This window comes from Nocardia sp. NPDC059154 (assembly GCF_042755705.1).
Classification (GTDB): Bacteria; Actinomycetota; Actinomycetes; order Mycobacteriales; family Mycobacteriaceae; genus Nocardia.
In genome coordinates, this window is the sequence record NZ_JBHZCS010000028.1 from 97,086 (window position 1) to 115,118 (window position 18,033).

Below are 18,033 nucleotides of genomic sequence, written 5' to 3' on the forward strand. Positions count from 1 at the left end.
ACAGCTCAGCAAATTCACATTGGCTATCACGAATCACATCAGCCCCAATTTTCACGCGATATAAAGGCGCCGCAACGCTGCATATCGCGGCCTGCACCGTGGGCGACGCGCCTGTCGGCTGTAACCCGCCGAGGTATCTCCAGTGCCCCTTCTGAGAACACCAACCACAGAGGCGAGATGTCCTTGCTGACAGACGTTTTCACCGTGTCTCGGCGCAATCTGATCGCGGTGCCGGTGCTACTGGCCGGTGCCGCGGTCGCGATCGCGCTCGGGATGGCAGGCACCCACTACTGGCCCGGCACCCAGCCCCTGCCCACCTGGGGCTTCTCCGCACCGCAGATCTTCAAGGCGTACCTGAGCAGCGTGGTGCTGGTGCTGATCGGCGGCCAATTGCTGACCGCCGTCTGGATCTACCGCTTCCACGCGCCGCGATCGGTGCACATCTACCACCGGCTGTGCGGCGTGCTGGCCTTCCTGCTCAGCCTGCCGGTGGCCTTCTACTGCCTCTACAGTTTCGGCTTCCAGTTCGGCCGGGGTGTCACGGGCCGGGTCATGGCGCACTCCGTCGCGGGTGTGGTGTTCTACGGCGCCTTCGCCTCGAAAATGCTGACGCTGCGGCTGAAGCGGACACCGGGCTGGCTGCTGCCGATCCTCGGTGCCCTGGTCTTCACCAGCTTCGTGCTGGCATGGACGCTGGCGTCACTCTGGTGGTTCCGTACCGTCGGATTCGCGAGATGAGCAGCCGCGAAAAGCAGACCGCCCGCCGGAACCAGCTGTGGTTCCGGCGGGCGGCAAATACTCGGGCTGCGACCTAGGAGAGGGCGCCGGTGCTGAGGAAACCGAGCAGGTCGTGGCGGGTGATGACGCCGACCGGCTTGCCGTCCTCGACGACCATGAGGGCGTCGGTGGACTCCAGCAGCTTGGTGGCCGCCGCGACCGGCTCGCCCGCGCCGATGAGCGGGAAGGCCGGGCTCATGTGCTTGGCGACCGGGTCGGTGAGCTTGGCGCGGCCCTCGAAGACGGCCGACAGCAGATCGCGCTCGGTGACCGAACCCGCGACCTCGCCCGCCATCACCGGCGGCTCCGCACCGACCACCGGCATCTGCGAGACGCCGTACTCGCGCAGGATCTCGATGGCGTCGCGCAGCGTCTCCTGCGGGTGGGTGTGCACCAGGTCCGGCAGCTCACCGGACTTGCCGCGCAGCACGTCTCCCACGTGCACCTCGGTGTCCGAACCGTCGAGGCGGGTGCGCAGGAAGCCGTAGGAGCTCATCCACTGGTCGTTGAAGATCTTGGACAGGTAGCCGCGGCCGCCGTCCGGCAGCAGCACGACCACCACGGCGTCCGGATCGCGCTCGGCGACCTTGAGCGCCGCCACCACGGCCATACCGCAGGAGCCGCCGACCAGCAGGCCCTCCTCGCGGGCCAGGCGACGGGTCATCTCGAAGGAATCGGCGTCGGAGACGGCGATGATCTCGTCCGGGATGGCCGGGTCGTAGGCGGTGGGCCAGAAGTCCTCGCCGACGCCCTCGACCAGGTAGGGGCGGCCGGTGCCGCCGGAGTAGACCGAGCCCTCCGGGTCCGCGCCGACGATCTTGACCTTGCCGCCGGAGATCTCCTTCAGGTACCGGCCGGTGCCGGTGATGGTGCCGCCGGTACCGACGCCCGCCACGAAGTGTGTGATCTTGCCCTCGGTGTCGCGCCAGATCTCCGGGCCGGTGGTCTCGTAGTGCGATTCCGGGCCGCCCGGGTTGGAGTACTGGTCCGGCTTCCACGCGCCCGGGATCTCTCGCACCAGGCGGTCGGAGACGTTGTAGTAGCTGTCCGGATCCTCCGGCGCGACCGCGGTCGGGCAGACCACGACCTCGGCGCCGTAGGCGCGCAGCACGTTCCGCTTGTCCTCACTGACCTTGTCGGGGCAGACGAACACGCACTTGTAGCCGCGCTGCTGCGCGACCAGGGCGAGGCCCACACCGGTATTGCCGGAGGTCGGTTCGACGATCGTGCCGCCGGGCTTCAGCAGCCCGGCCTTCTCGGCGGCGTCGATCATCTTGACGGCGATGCGGTCCTTCGAGCTGCCGCCCGGGTTCAGGTATTCCACCTTCGCCGCCACCAGTCCCGAGTTCGGACCCACCACGGAGTTCAACCGAACGAGCGGGGTGTTTCCGATCAGATCGACGACATGGTTAGCGATGCGCATACCCCTTATCGTTGCAGAAAGGAGATCCGCGCCCACGCGCACGTCGGAGATATCACGGCGCCGCGAACTACGATCGGCCCTATGTGGATGCCGACGAGCGTGCCCGCCGCCTCCCTGCTCGCCGCCTCCGGCCTCGCGACCATGATCGTCGCGGCCGCGCCCGCGGAGGCCGCAACCGTCGAATTCCCGCAGGTCCCGAGCATTTATCACGATGCTTTGATCTGTGGCGGCAATATCCGATCCTGGGCCGACACCGGCCCGCAGTGGCCCGGCCGGGCGATCATCAGCATCCAGGCGCTGCCGGTCGCCGGGTTCGATCCGGGCGAGTACAGCTTCGCCCCGCAGTGCATCACCGTGGCCACCGTCGCGTGGCGGAACATGGACACCGGCGCGGCCGGCGAATATCGAGTTCCCGTGCTGGCCGGCTTCTACGGCAGCGAGCACTACGCCCTGTTCCAGGACACCGGGCCGGGGCACATCATCGTCACCGTCTACACCGACATGCCGAACATCCCGGCGCACAGCGCCTTCGACGTCCCCGGGTGACCCACCTTCATCGCTGTGCTGCCCCATCTTTCCCCCTGTCCGTGCCGCGCTGCCGGCAGGCAGCGCGGCACGAGAGCCGCGAGAGTGAGCGATATCCCACAGTTCAGTAGTTGGGATACGGGCACACCGGATGTTTGAGCCGGAACACACCCGTCGTAAATTCGAAGAGGATCACCCCAGCAAAAAAGGAGTCCTCATGGCTGAGGCCGTCATCGTTTCGTACGCCCGCTCGCCCATCGGCCGCGCTGGCAAGGGTTCTCTGGTGAGCATGCGACCGGACGACCTCGCCGCGCAGATGGTGCGCGCCGCCCTCGACAAGGTGCCCTCGCTCGCCGTCTCCGACATCGACGACCTGCACCTGGGCTGCGGCCAGCCCGCCGGTGAGGCCGGTTTCAACATGGCGCGCGCCGTGGCCGTGCAGCTGGGCTACGACTCCCTGCCGGGCGTCACCGTCAACCGCTACTGCTCGTCCTCGCTGCAGACCACCCGGATGGCCTTCCACGCCATCAAGGCCGGCGAGGGCGACGTGTTCATCTCCGCCGGCGTCGAGACCGTCTCGCGCTTCCCGAAGGGCACCGCCGACGGCTGGCCGGACTCGCACAACCCGCTGTTCGCCGAGGCCGAGGGCCGCACCAAGGCGAGCGCCGAGTCCAACGCCACCTGGACCGACCCGCGCAACGACGACATCCTCCCGGACGTCTACATCGCCATGGGCCAGACCGCGGAGAACGTCGCCACCTACACCGGCATCTCCCGCGAGGACCAGGACCACTGGGGCGTGCGCTCGCAGAACCGCGCCGAGGAGGCCATCAAGTCCGGCTTCTTCGAGCGGGAGATCACCCCGGTCACCCTGCCCGACGGCACCATCGTCACCACCGACGACGGCCCGCGCGCCGGCACCACCTACGAGAAGATCTCGCAGCTGAAGCCGGTCTTCCGCCCCGACGGCACCATCACCGCCGGTAACGCCTGCCCGCTGAACGACGGCGCGGCCGCCCTGGTCGTCATGTCCGACGTCAAGGCGCGCGAGCTGGGCCTGACCCCGCTGGCCCGCATCGTGGCCACCGGCGTCTCGGGCCTGTCCCCGGAGGTCATGGGCCTCGGCCCGATCCAGGCGGTCCGCAACACCCTGAAGACCGCGGGCATGACCATCGACGACCTCGACCTGTACGAGATCAACGAGGCCTTCGCCGTGCAGGTGCTCGGCTCCGCCCGTGAGCTGAACATGGACCTGGACAAGCTGAACGTCTCCGGTGGCGCCATCGCCCTCGGCCACCCGTTCGGTATGACCGGTGCCCGCATCACCGCGACCCTCATCAACAACCTGCAGACCCACGACAAGCAGTTCGGTCTGGAGACCATGTGTGTCGGTGGCGGCCAGGGTATGGCGATGATCATCGAGCGCCTGAGCTGAGGCACGAGATACCCGCAGCTGAGCTACGGCATTAGTTGGGCCGCCCCACCCCCCCGTCCGGGGGCCCCCCTTTTTTTTGGGGAGGTGGGCCCCACCCCCTTCGGAGTTGGCTTTTCCCCGTTGGTCGCCCCCCTCTTTCCCTCTCGGCGGAAATATCAAGGGCAGCAAAGCAATCCGACCGAGGAGCCTGAAATGCCCGCCTACGCCATCGCCAATCTGTGGGACGTCGACATCAATGCCGAGATCGTGGAATACCTGGAGCGCATCGACGGCACGCTGGCGCCCTACGGCGGGAAGTTCATCGTGCACGGCGGCACGCAGCGGGTGATCGAGGGCCCGGCCAGTGCGATCGTCATCGTCATCGAGTTCCCCGACTATCAGGCCGTGACCGACTGGTACGAGTCGGCCGCCTACCAGGAGATCCTGCCGCTGCGGCTGCGCAACTGCTCCAGCGTCGGAGTCCTGGCCGCGGACTGCGCCGAGAATCACGTCGCCACCGACGTCCTGAAGGAGGTGGTGACCAACGACTGAACGCTCTCAGGCCGGCTACACAGCAGTGGGCGGGCACCGGATTCCGATGCCCGCCCACTCATGTATTCAGCTGTGCGTCAGCCCTTCCCGGACTACCTGTCCTGGAAGTAGCTGAGCAGGCGCAGGATTTCGAGGTACAGCCAGATCAGGGTGACGGTCAGGCCGAATGCCACGCCCCAGGCCGCCTTCTCCGGAGCCTGGGCCCGGATGAGCTGGTCGGCGGCGTCGAAGTCCAGCAGGAAGCTGAAGGCAGCGACACCGATGACCACCAGGCTGAACACTATCGAGAGGGTGCCGCCCGAGCGCAGGCCGAAGCCGTCGGCGGTGAAGAAGCTGGCGACCAGGTTGCCGAGCATGAGCACCAGGACGCCGATCATGGCGCCCACGATCATGCGGGTGAAGCGCGGGGTGACGCGGATCGCGCCGGTCTTGTAGACCACGAGCATGCCGAAGAAGACGCCGAAGGTGCCCAGCACCGCCTGCGCGATCAGGCCGGATCCGCCGACGCCACCGAACTGCACATTGGTGAACAGGAACGAGAACGAGCCCAGCAGCAGGCCTTCCAGCGCCGCGTAGCTGAGCACCAGCGCCGGGTTGTCCTGCTTGCGGCCGAAGGTCATGATCATGGCGAGCGCGAAACCGCCGAGGCCGCCGACTGCGAGGAACAGCACGGCCAGGCCGTGGTTGGCCGAGGTGAGCGCGTAGGACAGGATCGCCGTCAGGGTGACCACGCCGAGGGTGATGCCGGTCTTCTGCACCACATCGTCGATGGTCATCGGGCGGGTGGTCGGTACGGCCGGCTGGTAGGGCTGCTGGTAGCCCGGGTACTGCGGCTGCTGACCGTACGGGTTGTTGGGGAACTGTCCGGCTCCAGGCGCCGAGCCGAAGCCGGCGTAGCCGCCCTGCTGCGGCTGCAAGTTCCGGAAGACCGGGTTGGATGTGGAGCGCATTTCCGTGCGTCCCTTTCTGGAGTCGCGGCTCACGTCGGTCGTGGCCAGTGAAGCTACTCGTCCAACGCGCTGTGGGGGCCCGGAGTTCCCGAACCCCCACAGGTCGGACGAACCGGACTTTACCTTAGCTTTACCGAGTGCGCCGCCCGATAAGCCGCGGCCCGGCCGCCCCGGAAGCCGGTCTCAGCCCAGCTGGCTCATCACGCGAGTTGCGATGAGCTCCAGGTGATCCAGATCGGACAGATCCAGAATCTGCAGGTAAACCCGGCTGGTACCGGCGATCTCGGCATAGCGGCCGATCTTCTCGACCACCTCGTCCGGGCTGCCGGCCAGGCCGTTGGCCTTCAGCTCGTCCACCTCGCGCCCGATGGCGGCCGCGCGCCGCGCCACCTCGGCATCGCTCGCGCCGACACAGGCGACCAGCGCGTTGGAGAAGGTGATGTCGTGCGGATCGCGGCCGGTGTCCTTGGCGGCCATGCGGACTCGCTCGAACTGCTCGGCACTGGCCTCGGCCGATTGGAACGGCGCGTTGAACTCGGTCGCGTACTGCGCGGCCAGGCGCGGAGTGCGCTCGGCGCCCATGCCGCCGATGATGACCGGGATACGCGGCTGCGCGGGCTTGGGCAGCGCCGGGGAATCGGTGAGCGTGTAGTGCTCGCCGGCGAAGGAGAAGGTCCCACCGACCGGCGTCGACCACAGGCCGGTGACGATGGCCAGCTGCTCCTCGAAGCGCGGGAACCTCCGGGCCGGGAACGGAATGCCGTAAGCGGCGTGCTCGGCCTCGAACCAGCCCGCACCGAAACCGAATTCGACGCGGCCGCCGGACATGGCGTCGACCTGGGCCACCTCGATGGCGAGCACGCCCGGGTGACGGAAGGTGGCCGAGGTGACCAGGGTGCCCAGCCGGATGCGGCGGGTCTCGCGGGCCAGGCCCGCGAGGGTGATCCAGGCGTCGGTGGGGCCCGGGAGGCCGTCGGCGTCGCCCATCTTCAGGTAGTGGTCGGACCGGAAGAAGGCGTCGTAGCCCAGGTCTTCGGCGGTCTTGGCGACGGTGCGCAGCGTGTCGTAGGACGCGCCCTGCTGGGGTTCGGTGAAGATTCGAAGATCGATTCGTCCCATGCGCCCGATTATTCGACGTCGTGCGGGCCGGGTACCCAGCGGGTCACAGTGGGCGGATCCCGGCGGGTCACAGGGGACGCACCGAGCGGGTCACGGTGAACTTGCGATTGCGGCCCATCACATCGGTTCTGCCGACCATGCGTTCCATGACGCCCCGGTAGTTGAGGTGGGTGTTGTAGACCGTCCACAGCTCGCCGCCGGGGCGCAGCACCCGGCCGGTCTGCTGGAACATCTTGATGGCCGAGCCGGTGTGCACGGCCGCGCCGACATGGAAGGGCGGGTTGCACAGCACCAGGTCGGCACTGTTGTCGGGGGCGCTGGACATGGCGTCGTCCTGCAGCACGGTGACGCGGTCGGCGACGCCGTTGGCGGCGACGGTGGCGCGGGTGGAGGCCACCGCGGCCGCGGACTGGTCGGTCGCCGTCACCCGGATGCCGGGGCGGGCCTTGGCGAGTGCGACCGCGAGAATGCCGGTGCCGCAACCCAGATCGATGGCATCGTGGGCATCGGGCTTCATCCGCTTCAGGTGGTCGAGCAGGAAGCGGGTGCCGATGTCCAGGCGCGGGCCGGAGAAGGCCGCACCGTGGGCCACCACCTCCAGGCCCTGCTCGTCGAGCCGGTTGCGGATCGGAAAACGGGGCTCGCCAATGGTTTTGGGCTCGGCGGCGAGCAGGATGCGGGATTTCTGGCGGCCGCGGGTGGCGCGCACCGAGCCGAAGGATTCGGCGAGCACCTCGTTCATGGCGGGGGTCAGGTACTTGTCGCGGCCGCCGGCGAAGACCTCGACATCGGGTGCGGCCCAACGCGCGATGGCCTCGGCGGTTTCGGCCAGGCCGGACAGCGCACGCGGCAGCCGCCACAGCACCACGCGGACATCGGAGAGCAATCCCGCACCCAATTCGCGGGTCGAAAAGCGATCGGCTAGACCGACAATTCGGGCATTGTTGGCGAGTGCCAATTCACCGGTGAGCAAATCCTGATGCACCCGGACCCCGTGCAGGTCGTGCGCGGCGATGGCCCCGAGCGTCAACGCCCCGTAGCCGTCGTCGATCACGGCCACCCGCCCGTCCCCGGCGGTGGCCAGCGAATCCGCGGCGACATCCAGCATCAGGCGGTCGGCGGCATCGACCGCATACAGGTTCACCGCTTCGACATCCGGATACCGCCGTAACCGGCCCAATACGTCCTCGACCTCAACCACACCTACAGTGTGCTAGATCATTGCCGAAGGATTCCATTCGGCACGGTCGGCGGCCTTTTTGCGGAATTAACCGATCCCGGCGCTATTCTGCGATTCCGCAAATCACATGTCGATCGTGTTCACGCCGAATGGATTTCCGAGTTGCCCGCGCTTCGCCGGGGCATGACGGCCGCCGCACCGATGAGGACCACCGCCATGGCGGCCACGCCCAGGAACACCAGGTGCACCGCCGGCGCGAGGTCCGACGCGGCCGGATGGCCGGCCTTCCCGAGCCGGGCATTGACCAGCGCGCCGAACACGGCCACGCCGACCGCGCTGCCCAGCGAGCGGGCGAACATATTGGTGGCGGTGACCACGCCCCGCTCCGACCATTCGGCGCTCGCCTGGGCGGCGATCAGGGTCGGGCTGGCCACCAGGCCCATCCCCATGCCGACGACGAAACAGCCGATCGCCAACTGCCACAGGCTCGACCGCGCGTCCACCACCAGCAGCGACGCCGCGCCCACCACGGCGATCAGGCTGCCGATCACCGCCGTCGCCCGGAAACCTATGCGCAGGTACACCTTTCCGGCCTGCGACGCCGACACCGGCCAGCCCAGCGTGAGCGCGCCGACGGTGAGACCCGCGATCAGCGCCCCGCTGCCCAGCACACCCTGGGCGAAGGTCGGCACGTACGAGGTGAGACCCAGCAGGATCGCGCCGACCAGCAGCGAAGCCAGGCTGCTGGCCACGACGATGCGCCGGGTGAAAACCCACAGCGGCAGAATCGGATTCGCGGCCCGCCGCTCCACCAGCCCGAACAACGCCAGCGTCACCCCGCCGGCCGCGAAGAGCACCAGGCTCGCGGGTGAGCCCCAGGCCCACGCCTGGCCGCCCTCGAGCAGGGCCAGGATCAGCGCCCCGGCCCCGACGGTGAGCAGTCCGGCACCGAGGTAGTCGATCCGATGGCTCTGCCGCGGAGCGCTTTCGGTGAAGTTCCGCAGGATCATCCAGGCCGCCAGCGCCGCCAGCGGCAGGTTGATCAGGAAGATCCACCGCCAGCTGATGTACTCGGAGAACACGCCGCCGAGCAGCGGCCCCAGCACCGACGAGGTCGCCCATACACTGGCCAGATACGCCTGCACCTTGGCCCGCTCCGGCACCGTGTAGATATCACCCGCGATGGTCATCGAGATCGGGCTGACCGCGCCCGCCCCGATGCCCTGCACCGCCCGGAACGCGATCAGCGCGGGCATGCTCGTCGCCAGCCCGCACAGCAGCGACCCCACCGCGAAGGCCCCGATCCCGAACAGCATCACCGGTTTCCGCCCGACCATGTCGGCGAGCTTCCCGTAGATCGGCACCGTCACCGCCTGCGCCAGCAGGTAGATGCTGAAAAGCCAAGGGAACTGCGCGAACCCACCGAGCTGATCGGTGATCGTCAGCACCGCGGTGGCAATGATGGTCGAGTCCAATGCCACCAGCGACGTCGACAACATGATCGCCGCGAGAATCGGCCCCCGCTCCGACCGCAAACCGATCGACGACGTCACATCCGTAGCCGTCACCGGCAGCCCCTTCCCTCAACACAACTCACCACCACAGTCGAACACGCCATCCGGGCCGCTATTCCCGGCGCGGTTGCGCCGGATCGTGCCGGACACGAAACACGAAGGCTCGCAACGGCCGGCACGCGGCCGCGCCGACGGCGAGCCGGCGTGCCCATGGAATCGGGGGCGCAACGATCTGCGTCCGGGACTCGACGTGCTCGGTAGTACCGAGTGGGAGGGATTTTCATGAAGAGGATCGTTGGCATCATCGCGGCGGTCGCCGCGGTGGCCCTGGCGACGGCATGTCAGGACGGTGGTTCGACACCGGCGACAAGCGGGGCGTCGGTGCCGAGCTCCGCCACCGTGACCGCACCGGGAACTGTTCAGTCTCCGGCCCCTCAGCAGTCGCCGGGCGCCACACCGCCCGCCGGTGACGGCGCTCCCGCCACCGCCGCAAACGGCAAATGCGTCGATCTGAAGTCGGTGGTGGTCAGCGCCGCGCTGGGCAAACTCGGCCCCGGAGTCGGCGGTGACGGGTACTACGCGGACAGCGGTACCGATGCCGCCGTCGGCTCCTGCCCCGCCCTGCTGTGGGTGCTCGCCGGGACTCCGCACGGCACGGCCAGCTCACCCTGGCACGTGATGCTGTTCAACCACGCGGGTTACCTGGGTACCGCGACCAAGAAGTCGACGTCCTACACCCAGGTGGTCGGCTCGTCCGATCGCAGTGTCCAGGTCCAGTACCGGTGGCTCTCCGGTCAGGACGCCAGCTGCTGTCCCTCGGGCGGACCGGTCACCGTCACGCTCACCCTGGGCGCGGACGATCACACCGTCACCCCGGATCGTGACTTCCCGGCCGAGGTGACCGATCCGAGTTCCGCGGGCACCCCGCCGGTGTGCCCGGTCACCAAATCCGTTCTGCTCCAGGCGTTGCACGGCACCGACATCGAGTCGCGATTGGCGCAGCCGGTCGAACTCGAGGATCGAATCGACTGCTCGGGCGATTGGGCGATGGCCCACAGCGGAACCCACAACAATACGGTCAACCGAGCCCAGGTCCTGTTCCACTACGTGGCGGCCGACGGCGGCTGGAAGCCGGTGGACCTCGGCAGCGCCCTGCACTGCACCGAGATCGGCGTTCCTGCCGATGTCGCGGACAAGATCTGCCACTGATCGATCTGTCACCGGGGCGATCTGTCACCGGCCTGCCCGCCACAGAGTGTCAGAGGGAGTCGGCTAGATCGCGCAGAACCGGGAGGCTGACCGAGCCGGAGCCGAGCACCGTGTCGTGGAAAGCCTTGATGTCGAAGGCGGATCCGAGGCGGTCGGTGACCAGGGCGCGCTGGCGGCGGATCTCGAGCTGGCCGACCTTGTAGGCGACCGCCTGGCCGGGCATGGCGATGTAGCGGTCGATCTCCACCCGGATTTCCTCGAGCCCGACCGGGGCATTGGCGGACATGAAGTCGACGGCCTGCTGACGGGTCCAGCCCTTGGCGTGCAGCCCGGTGTCCACGACCAGGCGGCAGGAGCGCCACGAGTCGGCGGCGAGCATGCCGATGCGGGTGAGATCGTCGGGGTACAGGCCCATTTCGTCGGCGAGGCGCTCGGTGTAGAGCGCCCAGCCTTCGACGAAGGCCGTATTGGAGAAGGACATGCGCTGGAAGCGCGGGAGATGGTCCAGCTCGTTGGCGATGGTGAGCTGGAGGTGGTGGCCGGGGATGGCCTCGTGGTAGGCGACCGCGGCTGTCTCGTAGCGGTTGCGGCTCTTGGGTTCCCGCAGGTTCACGTAGTAGGCGCCAGGCCGGGAGCCGTCGGCCGCGGGCGTGAAGTAGTAGGCCGCGGGCGCATCCGCGGCCAGGAAGTCGGGGACGGGCAGGATGTCGCAGGACTGGCGTGGGAGCCGGCCGAACCAGTTACCCATCTCCGCCTGGGCGGCGGCCAGATATGCCCGGGCGTCCGCCATGATCTCCGCACCGTCGCCGTAGCGCAGCGCCGAATCCTCGCGCAGCCGGGCGAAGATGGCGGTCTGATCGGCGAGGCCGAACAGGCGGCCGCCCACCTCCTCGTATTCGGTGCGCAGACGGGCCAATTCGTCCAGCCCGAGCTGGTGGATCTCTTCCGCGCCCAGGTCGGGCAGCGTGGTGTGATGGCGCAGCAGGCGGCGGTAGATGTCCGCGCCATCGTCGCCGAGCCAGCAGAGGCCGGGCTTGTCGTCGGGGCGCGAAACGGGTTCGAGCTCGGCGGCGAGCACCGCCCGGTAGGCGGCGAAGGCGGGCCGGATGACCTCCCGCGCGACCTCGGCCAGCTCTGCGCGCCAGGCGGTTTCGCCATCCCAGCCCGCCGGGCCGGCCAGGGTGACGAACGGGTCGTCGGCGAGATCGGAGGCCAGGTAGCCGTCCAGCTGATTGAGCGAGCGCTCGATGGTGATGTGCGCGGGCGTGCGCCCGGCCGCGATTCCCGCCCGGAAGCGCTCCACGGCCTGGTTCATCAGGGTGCCGAACTGCCGGTAGCGCTGCACCAGCCGCTGCGCGTTCTCCGGTTCGGGCGCGTTCACCAGGGGAGCCATGGTCAGCATCCCGGCGTGCACGCCCGTCATCTGATCCGAGGCCATCTCGACGGGCCGCCACTCCAGATGCGAGACCGCCGACGCCAATTCGGTGCGCAGCAGGCTCCGCGTGGTCCGGTCCTCGTCGCCCAGCCGCGCCGGATCCAGCGCATCCACCTCGGCCAGTAGCCCCCGCCAGGTACCCAGCAGCCGTTCCTCCGCCGCGACCGACAGATCCTCGATGCGATCGTCGAATCGCCTGTCCCCCAACAGGGTCGCCTCGCTGGGCGCGGACTCCAGCATGGCGTCCCAGTACCGGTCGGCGAGTGCGATGAGTTCCTCGTGCGAGTCCATGCCGACCATCATGCCCGGGCCCGCCACCGCCGCGCGGCCGCACGGAAACTTCGCACCCCCACCCGCGAGGTCGCCCGCTCAGCGGCGCGGCGGAACCGGAATGCGCATCAGATCCTCGGCCACCACGATCTCCCCGTCGAAATGGCCCCGGGCATCGGCCAAATGCTGGTCCAGGGTGCGGTAGCGCTGCGAGTAGTGGGTCAGCACCAGGGTGCGGACCCCCGCCCGCGCCGCCACCTGCGCCGCCTGCCCGGCCGTGAGATGACCGTATTCGACCGCCAGGTGCTCATCGGCATCGATGAAGGTGGACTCGATGACGAGCATGTCCACGCCCCGGGCCAGGTCGTGGACGCCGTCGCAGAGCCGCGTGTCCATGACGAACGCGAAACTCTGTCCCGGCCGCGCCTCGCTCACCTCGTCGAGAGTGACGGTGTGCCCGCCGATCTCGACTTCGCCGCGCCGCTGCAGTTCACCCACGACCGGCCCGGACAATCCCAGTTCACGCAACCGCTCGGGAATGAAGCGCAGGCTGTCCGGCTCGTCGAGGCGATAGCCGAACGATTCGACCGGGTGGGACAGCCGCTCCGCGCGCAGGGTGAAATCAGCTCCCGGCGGCGGCAATTCACCGGCGTCGGTGATCGGGTGCGGGTGCAGCTCCACCTGGCGGTTGTGCGCCGAGGAATCGATGAGCCGTTCGTAGTAGACCTCGCCGGACGCCGGGAAGTAGACGTCCACGGGATGCAGCGCCCCGTCGAGGCTGATGCGGCCCAGCACACCCGGCAGGCCGAAGCAGTGGTCCCCGTGGAAGTGGGTGATGCAGATGCGGGTGATCCCGCTGGCGGCCACACCGGCGAAGCTCATCTGCCGCTGGGTGCCCTCCCCCGGGTCGAACAGCAGCCCCTCGCGATCCCACCGCAGCAGGTAGCCATTGTGATTGCGCTGTTTGGTCGGTACTTGGCTGGCCGTCCCCAGAATGACCAGTTCGCGCTGTGACACGGCCGTCAGGCTACCGCCCACCCCGCCGATCCTCGCGATGGCGAGGCGGGCGCGTCCCGCGACGATACCGACAGGGGGTATCCGGCCCGGATCGGCGGCAGGTCCGTAGAATGGCCGCCGTGATCGAGCAGCAGCCCCGAGGCACCCGGTTCATCCGGGCCTTCGGGCTGCTCGCCCTGCTGGCCGGGCTGGTGGCCATGCACGCGCTCGTCCTCGGCATGAGCCACGACCGCATGACCGGCGACCACGCCGGGAGCCCGGCGACCGTCATGACCGAGCACCTGCACGACGCCGTTCTGCCCATGGCGGGTATCGCCCCGATCGCGATGGCCGCGGGCGACGACCACGAGATGTCCATGCCCGGCTGCGGCGGCGATTGCGGCAATGGCCACGCCGGAATGCACGGTTGTCTGTTCGTGCTCGCCGCACTGCTGCTCGGACTGGGTCTGGCCGTGCTGGCCTGGGTCGGCATCGGCCGCCGCGACGCCGCCACCTCGACACCGCGCCACCCGCGCGCGCATCACGCCCGTCCACCGCCCTGGACGGTGCTCTCCCTGGCCGAACTGGCGATCCTGCGGATCTGATGGGCCGCCGCGGCCGCGTATCACCCACGCGGACGCGGGTTTTCGCCTGCTCATTTTCCGATTCGCCAGCACCCACCAAGGAGTTCGACCATGTTCAGCACCCGGATCAAGCTCGCCCTGATCGCCGGCACCGCGGCCACTGCCCTGATCGCCGCCGGCTGCAGCAGCAATGACAGCGACACCTCGAAGGCCGCGCCGTCCTCGACCACCACGGCCATGGATCACGGCAGCATGCCCGGCATGGATCACGGCACGACCGGCACCTCGGCGCCGGCGGCCACCCGCAGCGACTTCAACGCCGCCGACGTCACGTTCCTGCAGATGATGTACCCGCATCATGCGCAGGCCGTGGAGATGGCGAAGCTGGTGCCCACCCGCTCGCAGAACCAGCAGCTGATCACCCTGGCCACGGCCGTGGAACAGGCGCAATCGCCGGAGATGCGGCAGATCACCACGCTGCTGCAGAGTTTCGGCAAGCCCGCACCGAGCGGCGACATGGGTCACGACATGCCCGGCATCATGTCGAAGGACCAGATGACCAAGCTGGAGGGCCTGTCCGGCCCGGACTTCGACAAGCTGTGGATGCAGATGATGATCGAGCACCATCAGGGCGCGATCACCATGGCGAATACCGAACTGGCACAGGGCGCCAACGCCGAATCGAAGGCTCTGGCGCAGTCCATCGTGACCGCCCAGCAGCAGGAGATCACCCAGATGAACACCATGCTGGGCCAGAGCTAGCAGCGAGAAGCGAACGGGTGCGCCGGTATCCGGCGCACCCGCAAGCCTCGGTCCCCCAATGGGGTTCCGGGGGCGAAGCCACGGCCTTGGGAGGTATGGCCGCGAGTTACGAGAGTGGTTCTAATTGCCGATGACGGCGTTCATGATGGTGCCGGCGCTGGTGGCGGTGACGCCGCCGATCATCGCTCCGGCCACCATCTTCGGTGATTCGAGGCCGCCACCGCTCCACTTCTCCCAGGCGAACCGGCCACCGCCGTAGGTGATGGCGGTGACGCCGGACAGCATGGTGAACCAGGTGAAGTAGCGGACCAGCTTCATCAGCTTGTCCGCTACGGGCGGGGTCTCCGGGGTCGGGTTGCCGATCTGCGCGACAACCGTGGTGTAGGCGTCATGCACAGCGAGGAGCATGCTCACGATCGGTTCCTCTCGGGATGCTGAGACGGTGCTGATGGGCCGAACTTGTGGCACAACTCTCAATATTCAGAGCAATTGAACCGCATTCCGCGAGGTGGCGTATGGAAGACACACCACCAGCACCAAACTCGAGCACCCGATCAGCTACCGGTTTTCGCCTCCGCGCGGGCCATCACCGAGTGCTTTCGGCCGTAGGCGAAGTACACGACCAGGCCCAGCGCCATCCAGATGACGAACCGCAGCCAGGTCTCCACCGACAGGTTGAACATGAGCCAGGCACAGGCGATGACCGACAGGATCGGGATGAACGGCACCAGCGGCACCCGGAAGCCGCGCTTCAGATCCGGCCGGCTGCGGCGCAGCACGACCACGCCGATGGACACCAGCACGAACGCGAACAGCGTGCCGATATTGACCATTTCCTCCAGGGTGCCGAAGTCCACGAACCCGGCCAGCACCGCGCAGATGACGCCGACGATGGCGGTGATCCGCACCGGTGTGCCCTTGGGGCCGGTGTGTGCGAGCCGGCGCGGCATCAGGCCGTCGCGGGACATCGCGAACAGCACGCGGGTCTGGCCCAGGAACAGCACCATGACGACGGTGGTCAGACCGGCCAGCGCGCCGACGGAGATGATGTTCTTGGCCCAGGTGACGCCGTGCAGGGCGAAGGCCGTCGCGAGTGTGGCGTCGTTGCCCTGCAGGTCCTTGTAGGACACCATGCCGGTGAGCACCAGCGAGACCGCCACGTACAGCACGGTCACGATGGCCAGCGAGCCCAGGATGCCGCGCGGCACATTGCGCTGCGGGTCCTTGGTCTCCTCGGCGGCGGTGGCGACCACGTCGAAGCCGATGAAGGCGAAGAACACGATGGAGGCCGCGGCCAGCAGGCCGTACCAGCCGTAGTGGCTGTTGCCGCCGCCGGTGACCAGCTGGAACAGCGTCTGCTGCAGCTTGCTCGCGCTGCCGGAGTCCGCGTTCGGGACCGATGCGGGGACGAAGGGCTTCAGGTTCGAGGCCTTGAAATAGGTGGCGCCGACCACGACCACCAGCGCGATGACGGCCAGCTTGATGGCGACCGCGACCGCGGAGACCCGCGAGGACAGCTTGGTGCCGAGGGCGAGCAGCACGCCGAGCACGGCGATCAGCACGACCGCGCCCCAGTCGAACTTGACCGACCCGAAGTGCCAGATGGGCTGATGCCCGCCCATGACCGTGCCCAGGTACTGCGACCAGCCCTTGGCGACCACCGAGGTGCCGAGCGCGAACTCCAGGATGAGGTCCCAGCCGATGATCCAGGCGACCAGCTCACCGAAGGTGGCGTAGGAGAAGGTGTACGCGCTGCCCGCGACGGGGACGGTCGAGGCGAATTCGGCGTAGCAGAGGGCGGCCAGGCCGCAGGCGACGGCGGCGAAGACGAAGGCCAGCGAGACCGCGGGTCCGGCCATGTTGCCCGCGGTACGCGCGGTGAGGGTGAAGATACCGGCGCCGACCACGACCGCGACGCCGAAGACCGTGAGGTCCCACGAGGTCAGTTCCTTGCGAAGTTTGGCATCGGGATCGTCGGTGTCCCGGATCGACTGTTCGACGCTCTTGGTGCGGAACAGTCCGGTGGTGCGTTGGGCAGCGGGACCGGCAGCGTCTCGCGAGGAGTCCGATATCGCCACTGTCTCTCCTAAATCTGACTTCTCGGCAACAATGCAGTTCTCACCGGTCGGTCACCATCAGGCGAGTTATCGGCGTCACACGGCACCGTATCATCAGCTGGTACGTACCAGTTCAGCAACAGGCTGGTCACCGAGAAGGCACCCGCATGCCGCCGCAACACCACGCCGGGGACCGGTGGGCGGATTAGTGTTTCGGTATGGCTTTCGGGGGAACGTCCGCGGGCGGCGACCCGGTCGCGCTGGATCGGGTGCTGGCGCATGCGCACAGCGTCCGGGTCAGGGAGATGCCCGGGGACGGGCCGACCCTGCTCGAGGAGCGGGACCCGATTGCCGTACGAGCGCTGCGGGACGCCCTGCGCATTGCCGACCTGTCCGGTTTCGTGTGCATGTGCTGGGGCGATGTGGTGCTGGACTTCTTCGACACCGACGAGCGTCCGCTCACCACGGTGACCCTGCATCACGGGTATTCGATCCGCTGGGACGGCTGGCCCCAGGAAGCGCTGCTGGCCGACGGCGTCCGCTCGCTGGAATGGCTGGCCGTGCGCGGCATCGCCGTTCCTTTGCGCGAATACCGCGTGGCCGAGCAGCGCCAGGCCGAAATCGACCGCACCGCCCGGCTCTGGGCGGCCGAGATCCCCACACCACTGATGCCCTACACCGACGTCTTTCTCGATACGTCCACCTCCGGCGGCGGTCTGACCGGACCCCAGGTGGCAGAGGCCGGTGCCGTGCTGTCGGCGGCGTACCCGGATGCGGTGGATCGAATCCTGCGCCTGTGCGCCTGGTACGCCGCGGGCACCGGCGCCTACTCGGGTCACCCGCCGCACGAACGTATTCCGGCCCAGTTCCTGGATCTGGAGAACCGCACCGATTTCGCCCGCGCCGTCGACCTGGCCGACGACGCCGCCATCGCCGGCGCGGTCCGCTACCTGATCAGCTGGGATACCCGAAAACACCTGGCCCGCCTTCTATCCGCGCTCTCCCCCGCCGCCCGCCGCAAGGTCCTCGTCCACGCCCGCGACGCCGAATCCCGCCGCTGGCTGGAGCGCCGCATCGCGGGGTTGCAATGAGATACCGCCGGGAGCTGGTGCCCGGTGGTCAATTCGAGGTCTGGCCGGAGGCCTCGCACGCCATCAACGGCGAGTTCCCGGACGAGATCGCGGCGCGCCTCGCGAAGTTCCTCGGCGAGATGGAGCCCGCCGCAGGCTGATTCGTCCGGCCTGTCTCGAGCTCATTCGCGAATCG

At 68.3% G+C, this 18,033-nt stretch carries 18 protein-coding genes; 9 read left to right on the forward strand and 9 right to left on the reverse strand.

What is annotated here, in order from left to right; genetic code table 11:
* The first annotated feature begins 177 nt into the window (after nt 1-177).
* Nucleotides 178-738, forward strand: a complete 561-nt coding sequence (locus ACFXN1_RS24230) for a DUF6529 family protein (RefSeq protein ID WP_379393720.1) — start codon at nt 178-180, stop codon at nt 736-738.
* Between the two features lie 73 nt (nt 739-811).
* Here ACFXN1_RS24230 and ACFXN1_RS24235 read toward each other — a convergent pair whose 3' ends face one another.
* The gene (locus ACFXN1_RS24235; RefSeq protein ID WP_356995699.1) at nt 812-2,200 is read right to left on the reverse strand and encodes a cystathionine beta-synthase; all 1,389 of its coding nucleotides are present in this window, start codon (nt 2,198-2,200) and stop codon (nt 812-814) included.
* 81 nt (nt 2,201-2,281) lie between these two features.
* On the opposite strand from ACFXN1_RS24235, the gene ACFXN1_RS24240 reads away from it, so the two are divergent.
* The 3 genes from ACFXN1_RS24240 (at nt 2,282) to ACFXN1_RS24250 (ending at nt 4,691) form a co-directional block, all read left to right on the forward strand.
* Nucleotides 2,282-2,746, forward strand: coding sequence for a hypothetical protein (locus ACFXN1_RS24240; protein WP_379441754.1), 465 nt, complete (start codon nt 2,282-2,284; stop codon nt 2,744-2,746).
* A 196-nt stretch (nt 2,747-2,942) separates the two neighbouring features.
* Complete coding sequence (locus ACFXN1_RS24245; RefSeq protein WP_379441753.1) at nt 2,943-4,160, forward strand: acetyl-CoA C-acetyltransferase; 1,218 nt, start codon at nt 2,943-2,945, stop codon at nt 4,158-4,160.
* Between the two features lie 192 nt (nt 4,161-4,352).
* Entirely contained in the window at nt 4,353-4,691 is a 339-nt protein-coding gene (locus ACFXN1_RS24250; protein WP_379446000.1) for a DUF1330 domain-containing protein, read from the forward strand.
* Nucleotides 4,692-4,783: 92 nt separating this feature from the next.
* On the opposite strand, the gene ACFXN1_RS24255 is transcribed toward ACFXN1_RS24250, so the two are convergent.
* From ACFXN1_RS24255 to ACFXN1_RS24270, 4 genes are all read right to left on the reverse strand, one after another.
* Nucleotides 4,784-5,641, reverse strand: a complete 858-nt coding sequence (locus ACFXN1_RS24255; RefSeq protein ID WP_379393714.1) for a Bax inhibitor-1/YccA family protein — start codon at nt 5,639-5,641, stop codon at nt 4,784-4,786.
* Between the two features lie 183 nt (nt 5,642-5,824).
* Nucleotides 5,825-6,751 carry an LLM class F420-dependent oxidoreductase gene (locus ACFXN1_RS24260; protein WP_379394329.1) on the reverse strand — a complete coding sequence of 309 codons (927 nt, stop codon included), beginning with the start codon at nt 6,749-6,751 and terminating at the stop codon, nt 5,825-5,827.
* Nucleotides 6,752-6,827: 76 nt separating this feature from the next.
* Nucleotides 6,828-7,961, reverse strand: coding sequence for a class I SAM-dependent methyltransferase (locus ACFXN1_RS24265; RefSeq protein WP_379445999.1), 1,134 nt, complete (start codon nt 7,959-7,961; stop codon nt 6,828-6,830).
* Nucleotides 7,962-8,080: 119 nt separating this feature from the next.
* The gene (locus ACFXN1_RS24270) at nt 8,081-9,508 is read right to left on the reverse strand and encodes an MDR family MFS transporter (RefSeq protein ID WP_379445998.1); all 1,428 of its coding nucleotides are present in this window, start codon (nt 9,506-9,508) and stop codon (nt 8,081-8,083) included.
* Between the two features lie 228 nt (nt 9,509-9,736).
* Between ACFXN1_RS24270 and ACFXN1_RS24275 the strand changes: the two genes are divergently transcribed.
* Nucleotides 9,737-10,663 carry an LppP/LprE family lipoprotein gene (locus ACFXN1_RS24275; RefSeq protein WP_379445997.1) on the forward strand — a complete coding sequence of 309 codons (927 nt, stop codon included), beginning with the start codon at nt 9,737-9,739 and terminating at the stop codon, nt 10,661-10,663.
* 49 nt (nt 10,664-10,712) lie between these two features.
* Here ACFXN1_RS24275 and ACFXN1_RS24280 read toward each other — a convergent pair whose 3' ends face one another.
* Both ACFXN1_RS24280 and ACFXN1_RS24285 read right to left on the reverse strand, forming a co-directional pair.
* On the reverse strand, nt 10,713-12,389 hold the full coding sequence (locus ACFXN1_RS24280) for a DUF885 domain-containing protein (RefSeq protein WP_379393706.1): 1,677 nt from the start codon (nt 12,387-12,389) through the stop codon (nt 10,713-10,715).
* A 78-nt stretch (nt 12,390-12,467) separates the two neighbouring features.
* Nucleotides 12,468-13,385: a ribonuclease Z gene (locus ACFXN1_RS24285; protein ID WP_379445996.1), complete on the reverse strand. Its 918-nt coding sequence runs from the start codon at nt 13,383-13,385 to the stop codon at nt 12,468-12,470.
* 119 nt (nt 13,386-13,504) lie between these two features.
* Here ACFXN1_RS24285 and ACFXN1_RS24290 point away from each other — a divergent pair, with 119 nt between their 5' ends.
* Both ACFXN1_RS24290 and ACFXN1_RS24295 read left to right on the forward strand, forming a co-directional pair.
* Complete coding sequence (locus tag ACFXN1_RS24290) at nt 13,505-13,969, forward strand: DUF6153 family protein (RefSeq protein WP_379445995.1); 465 nt, start codon at nt 13,505-13,507, stop codon at nt 13,967-13,969.
* A 90-nt stretch (nt 13,970-14,059) separates the two neighbouring features.
* Nucleotides 14,060-14,710 carry a DUF305 domain-containing protein gene (locus tag ACFXN1_RS24295; protein ID WP_379445993.1) on the forward strand — a complete coding sequence of 217 codons (651 nt, stop codon included), beginning with the start codon at nt 14,060-14,062 and terminating at the stop codon, nt 14,708-14,710.
* Between the two features lie 120 nt (nt 14,711-14,830).
* Here ACFXN1_RS24295 and ACFXN1_RS24300 read toward each other — a convergent pair whose 3' ends face one another.
* A complete protein-coding gene (locus tag ACFXN1_RS24300) occupies nt 14,831-15,118 on the reverse strand; it encodes a hypothetical protein (RefSeq protein ID WP_356995903.1) in 288 nt (95 codons plus the stop codon).
* Between the two features lie 146 nt (nt 15,119-15,264).
* Complete coding sequence (locus ACFXN1_RS24305; RefSeq protein WP_379393698.1) at nt 15,265-16,788, reverse strand: APC family permease; 1,524 nt, start codon at nt 16,786-16,788, stop codon at nt 15,265-15,267.
* A 197-nt stretch (nt 16,789-16,985) separates the two neighbouring features.
* On the opposite strand from ACFXN1_RS24305, the gene ACFXN1_RS24310 reads away from it, so the two are divergent.
* On the forward strand, nt 16,986-17,858 hold the full coding sequence (locus ACFXN1_RS24310) for a hypothetical protein (protein WP_379445977.1): 873 nt from the start codon (nt 16,986-16,988) through the stop codon (nt 17,856-17,858).
* Entirely contained in the window at nt 17,855-17,998 is a 144-nt protein-coding gene (locus ACFXN1_RS24315) for an alpha/beta fold hydrolase (RefSeq protein ID WP_379393694.1), read from the forward strand. Before ACFXN1_RS24310 ends, ACFXN1_RS24315 begins: the two co-directional genes overlap by 4 nt.
* The last annotated feature ends 35 nt before the right edge of the window (nt 17,999-18,033 follow it).

Excerpts from the sequence above, each read along its gene's own strand:
- ACFXN1_RS24230 (WP_379393720.1), top strand. The coding sequence starts at position 178 with ATGTCCTTGCTGACAGACGTTTTCACCGTGTCTCGGCGCAATCTGATC.
- ACFXN1_RS24235 (WP_356995699.1), bottom strand. The coding sequence starts at position 2,200 with ATGCGCATCGCTAACCATGTCGTCGATCTGATCGGAAACACCCCGCTC.
- ACFXN1_RS24240 (WP_379441754.1), top strand. The coding sequence starts at position 2,282 with ATGTGGATGCCGACGAGCGTGCCCGCCGCCTCCCTGCTCGCCGCCTCC.
- ACFXN1_RS24245 (WP_379441753.1), top strand. The coding sequence starts at position 2,943 with ATGGCTGAGGCCGTCATCGTTTCGTACGCCCGCTCGCCCATCGGCCGC.
- ACFXN1_RS24250 (WP_379446000.1), top strand. The coding sequence starts at position 4,353 with ATGCCCGCCTACGCCATCGCCAATCTGTGGGACGTCGACATCAATGCC.
- ACFXN1_RS24255 (WP_379393714.1), bottom strand. The coding sequence starts at position 5,641 with ATGCGCTCCACATCCAACCCGGTCTTCCGGAACTTGCAGCCGCAGCAG.
- ACFXN1_RS24275 (WP_379445997.1), top strand. The coding sequence starts at position 9,737 with ATGAAGAGGATCGTTGGCATCATCGCGGCGGTCGCCGCGGTGGCCCTG.
- ACFXN1_RS24280 (WP_379393706.1), bottom strand. The coding sequence starts at position 12,389 with ATGGACTCGCACGAGGAACTCATCGCACTCGCCGACCGGTACTGGGAC.
- ACFXN1_RS24295 (WP_379445993.1), top strand. The coding sequence starts at position 14,060 with ATGTTCAGCACCCGGATCAAGCTCGCCCTGATCGCCGGCACCGCGGCC.
- ACFXN1_RS24300 (WP_356995903.1), bottom strand. The coding sequence starts at position 15,118 with ATGCTCCTCGCTGTGCATGACGCCTACACCACGGTTGTCGCGCAGATC.
- ACFXN1_RS24310 (WP_379445977.1), top strand. The coding sequence starts at position 16,986 with ATGGCTTTCGGGGGAACGTCCGCGGGCGGCGACCCGGTCGCGCTGGAT.
- ACFXN1_RS24315 (WP_379393694.1), top strand. The coding sequence starts at position 17,855 with ATGAGATACCGCCGGGAGCTGGTGCCCGGTGGTCAATTCGAGGTCTGG.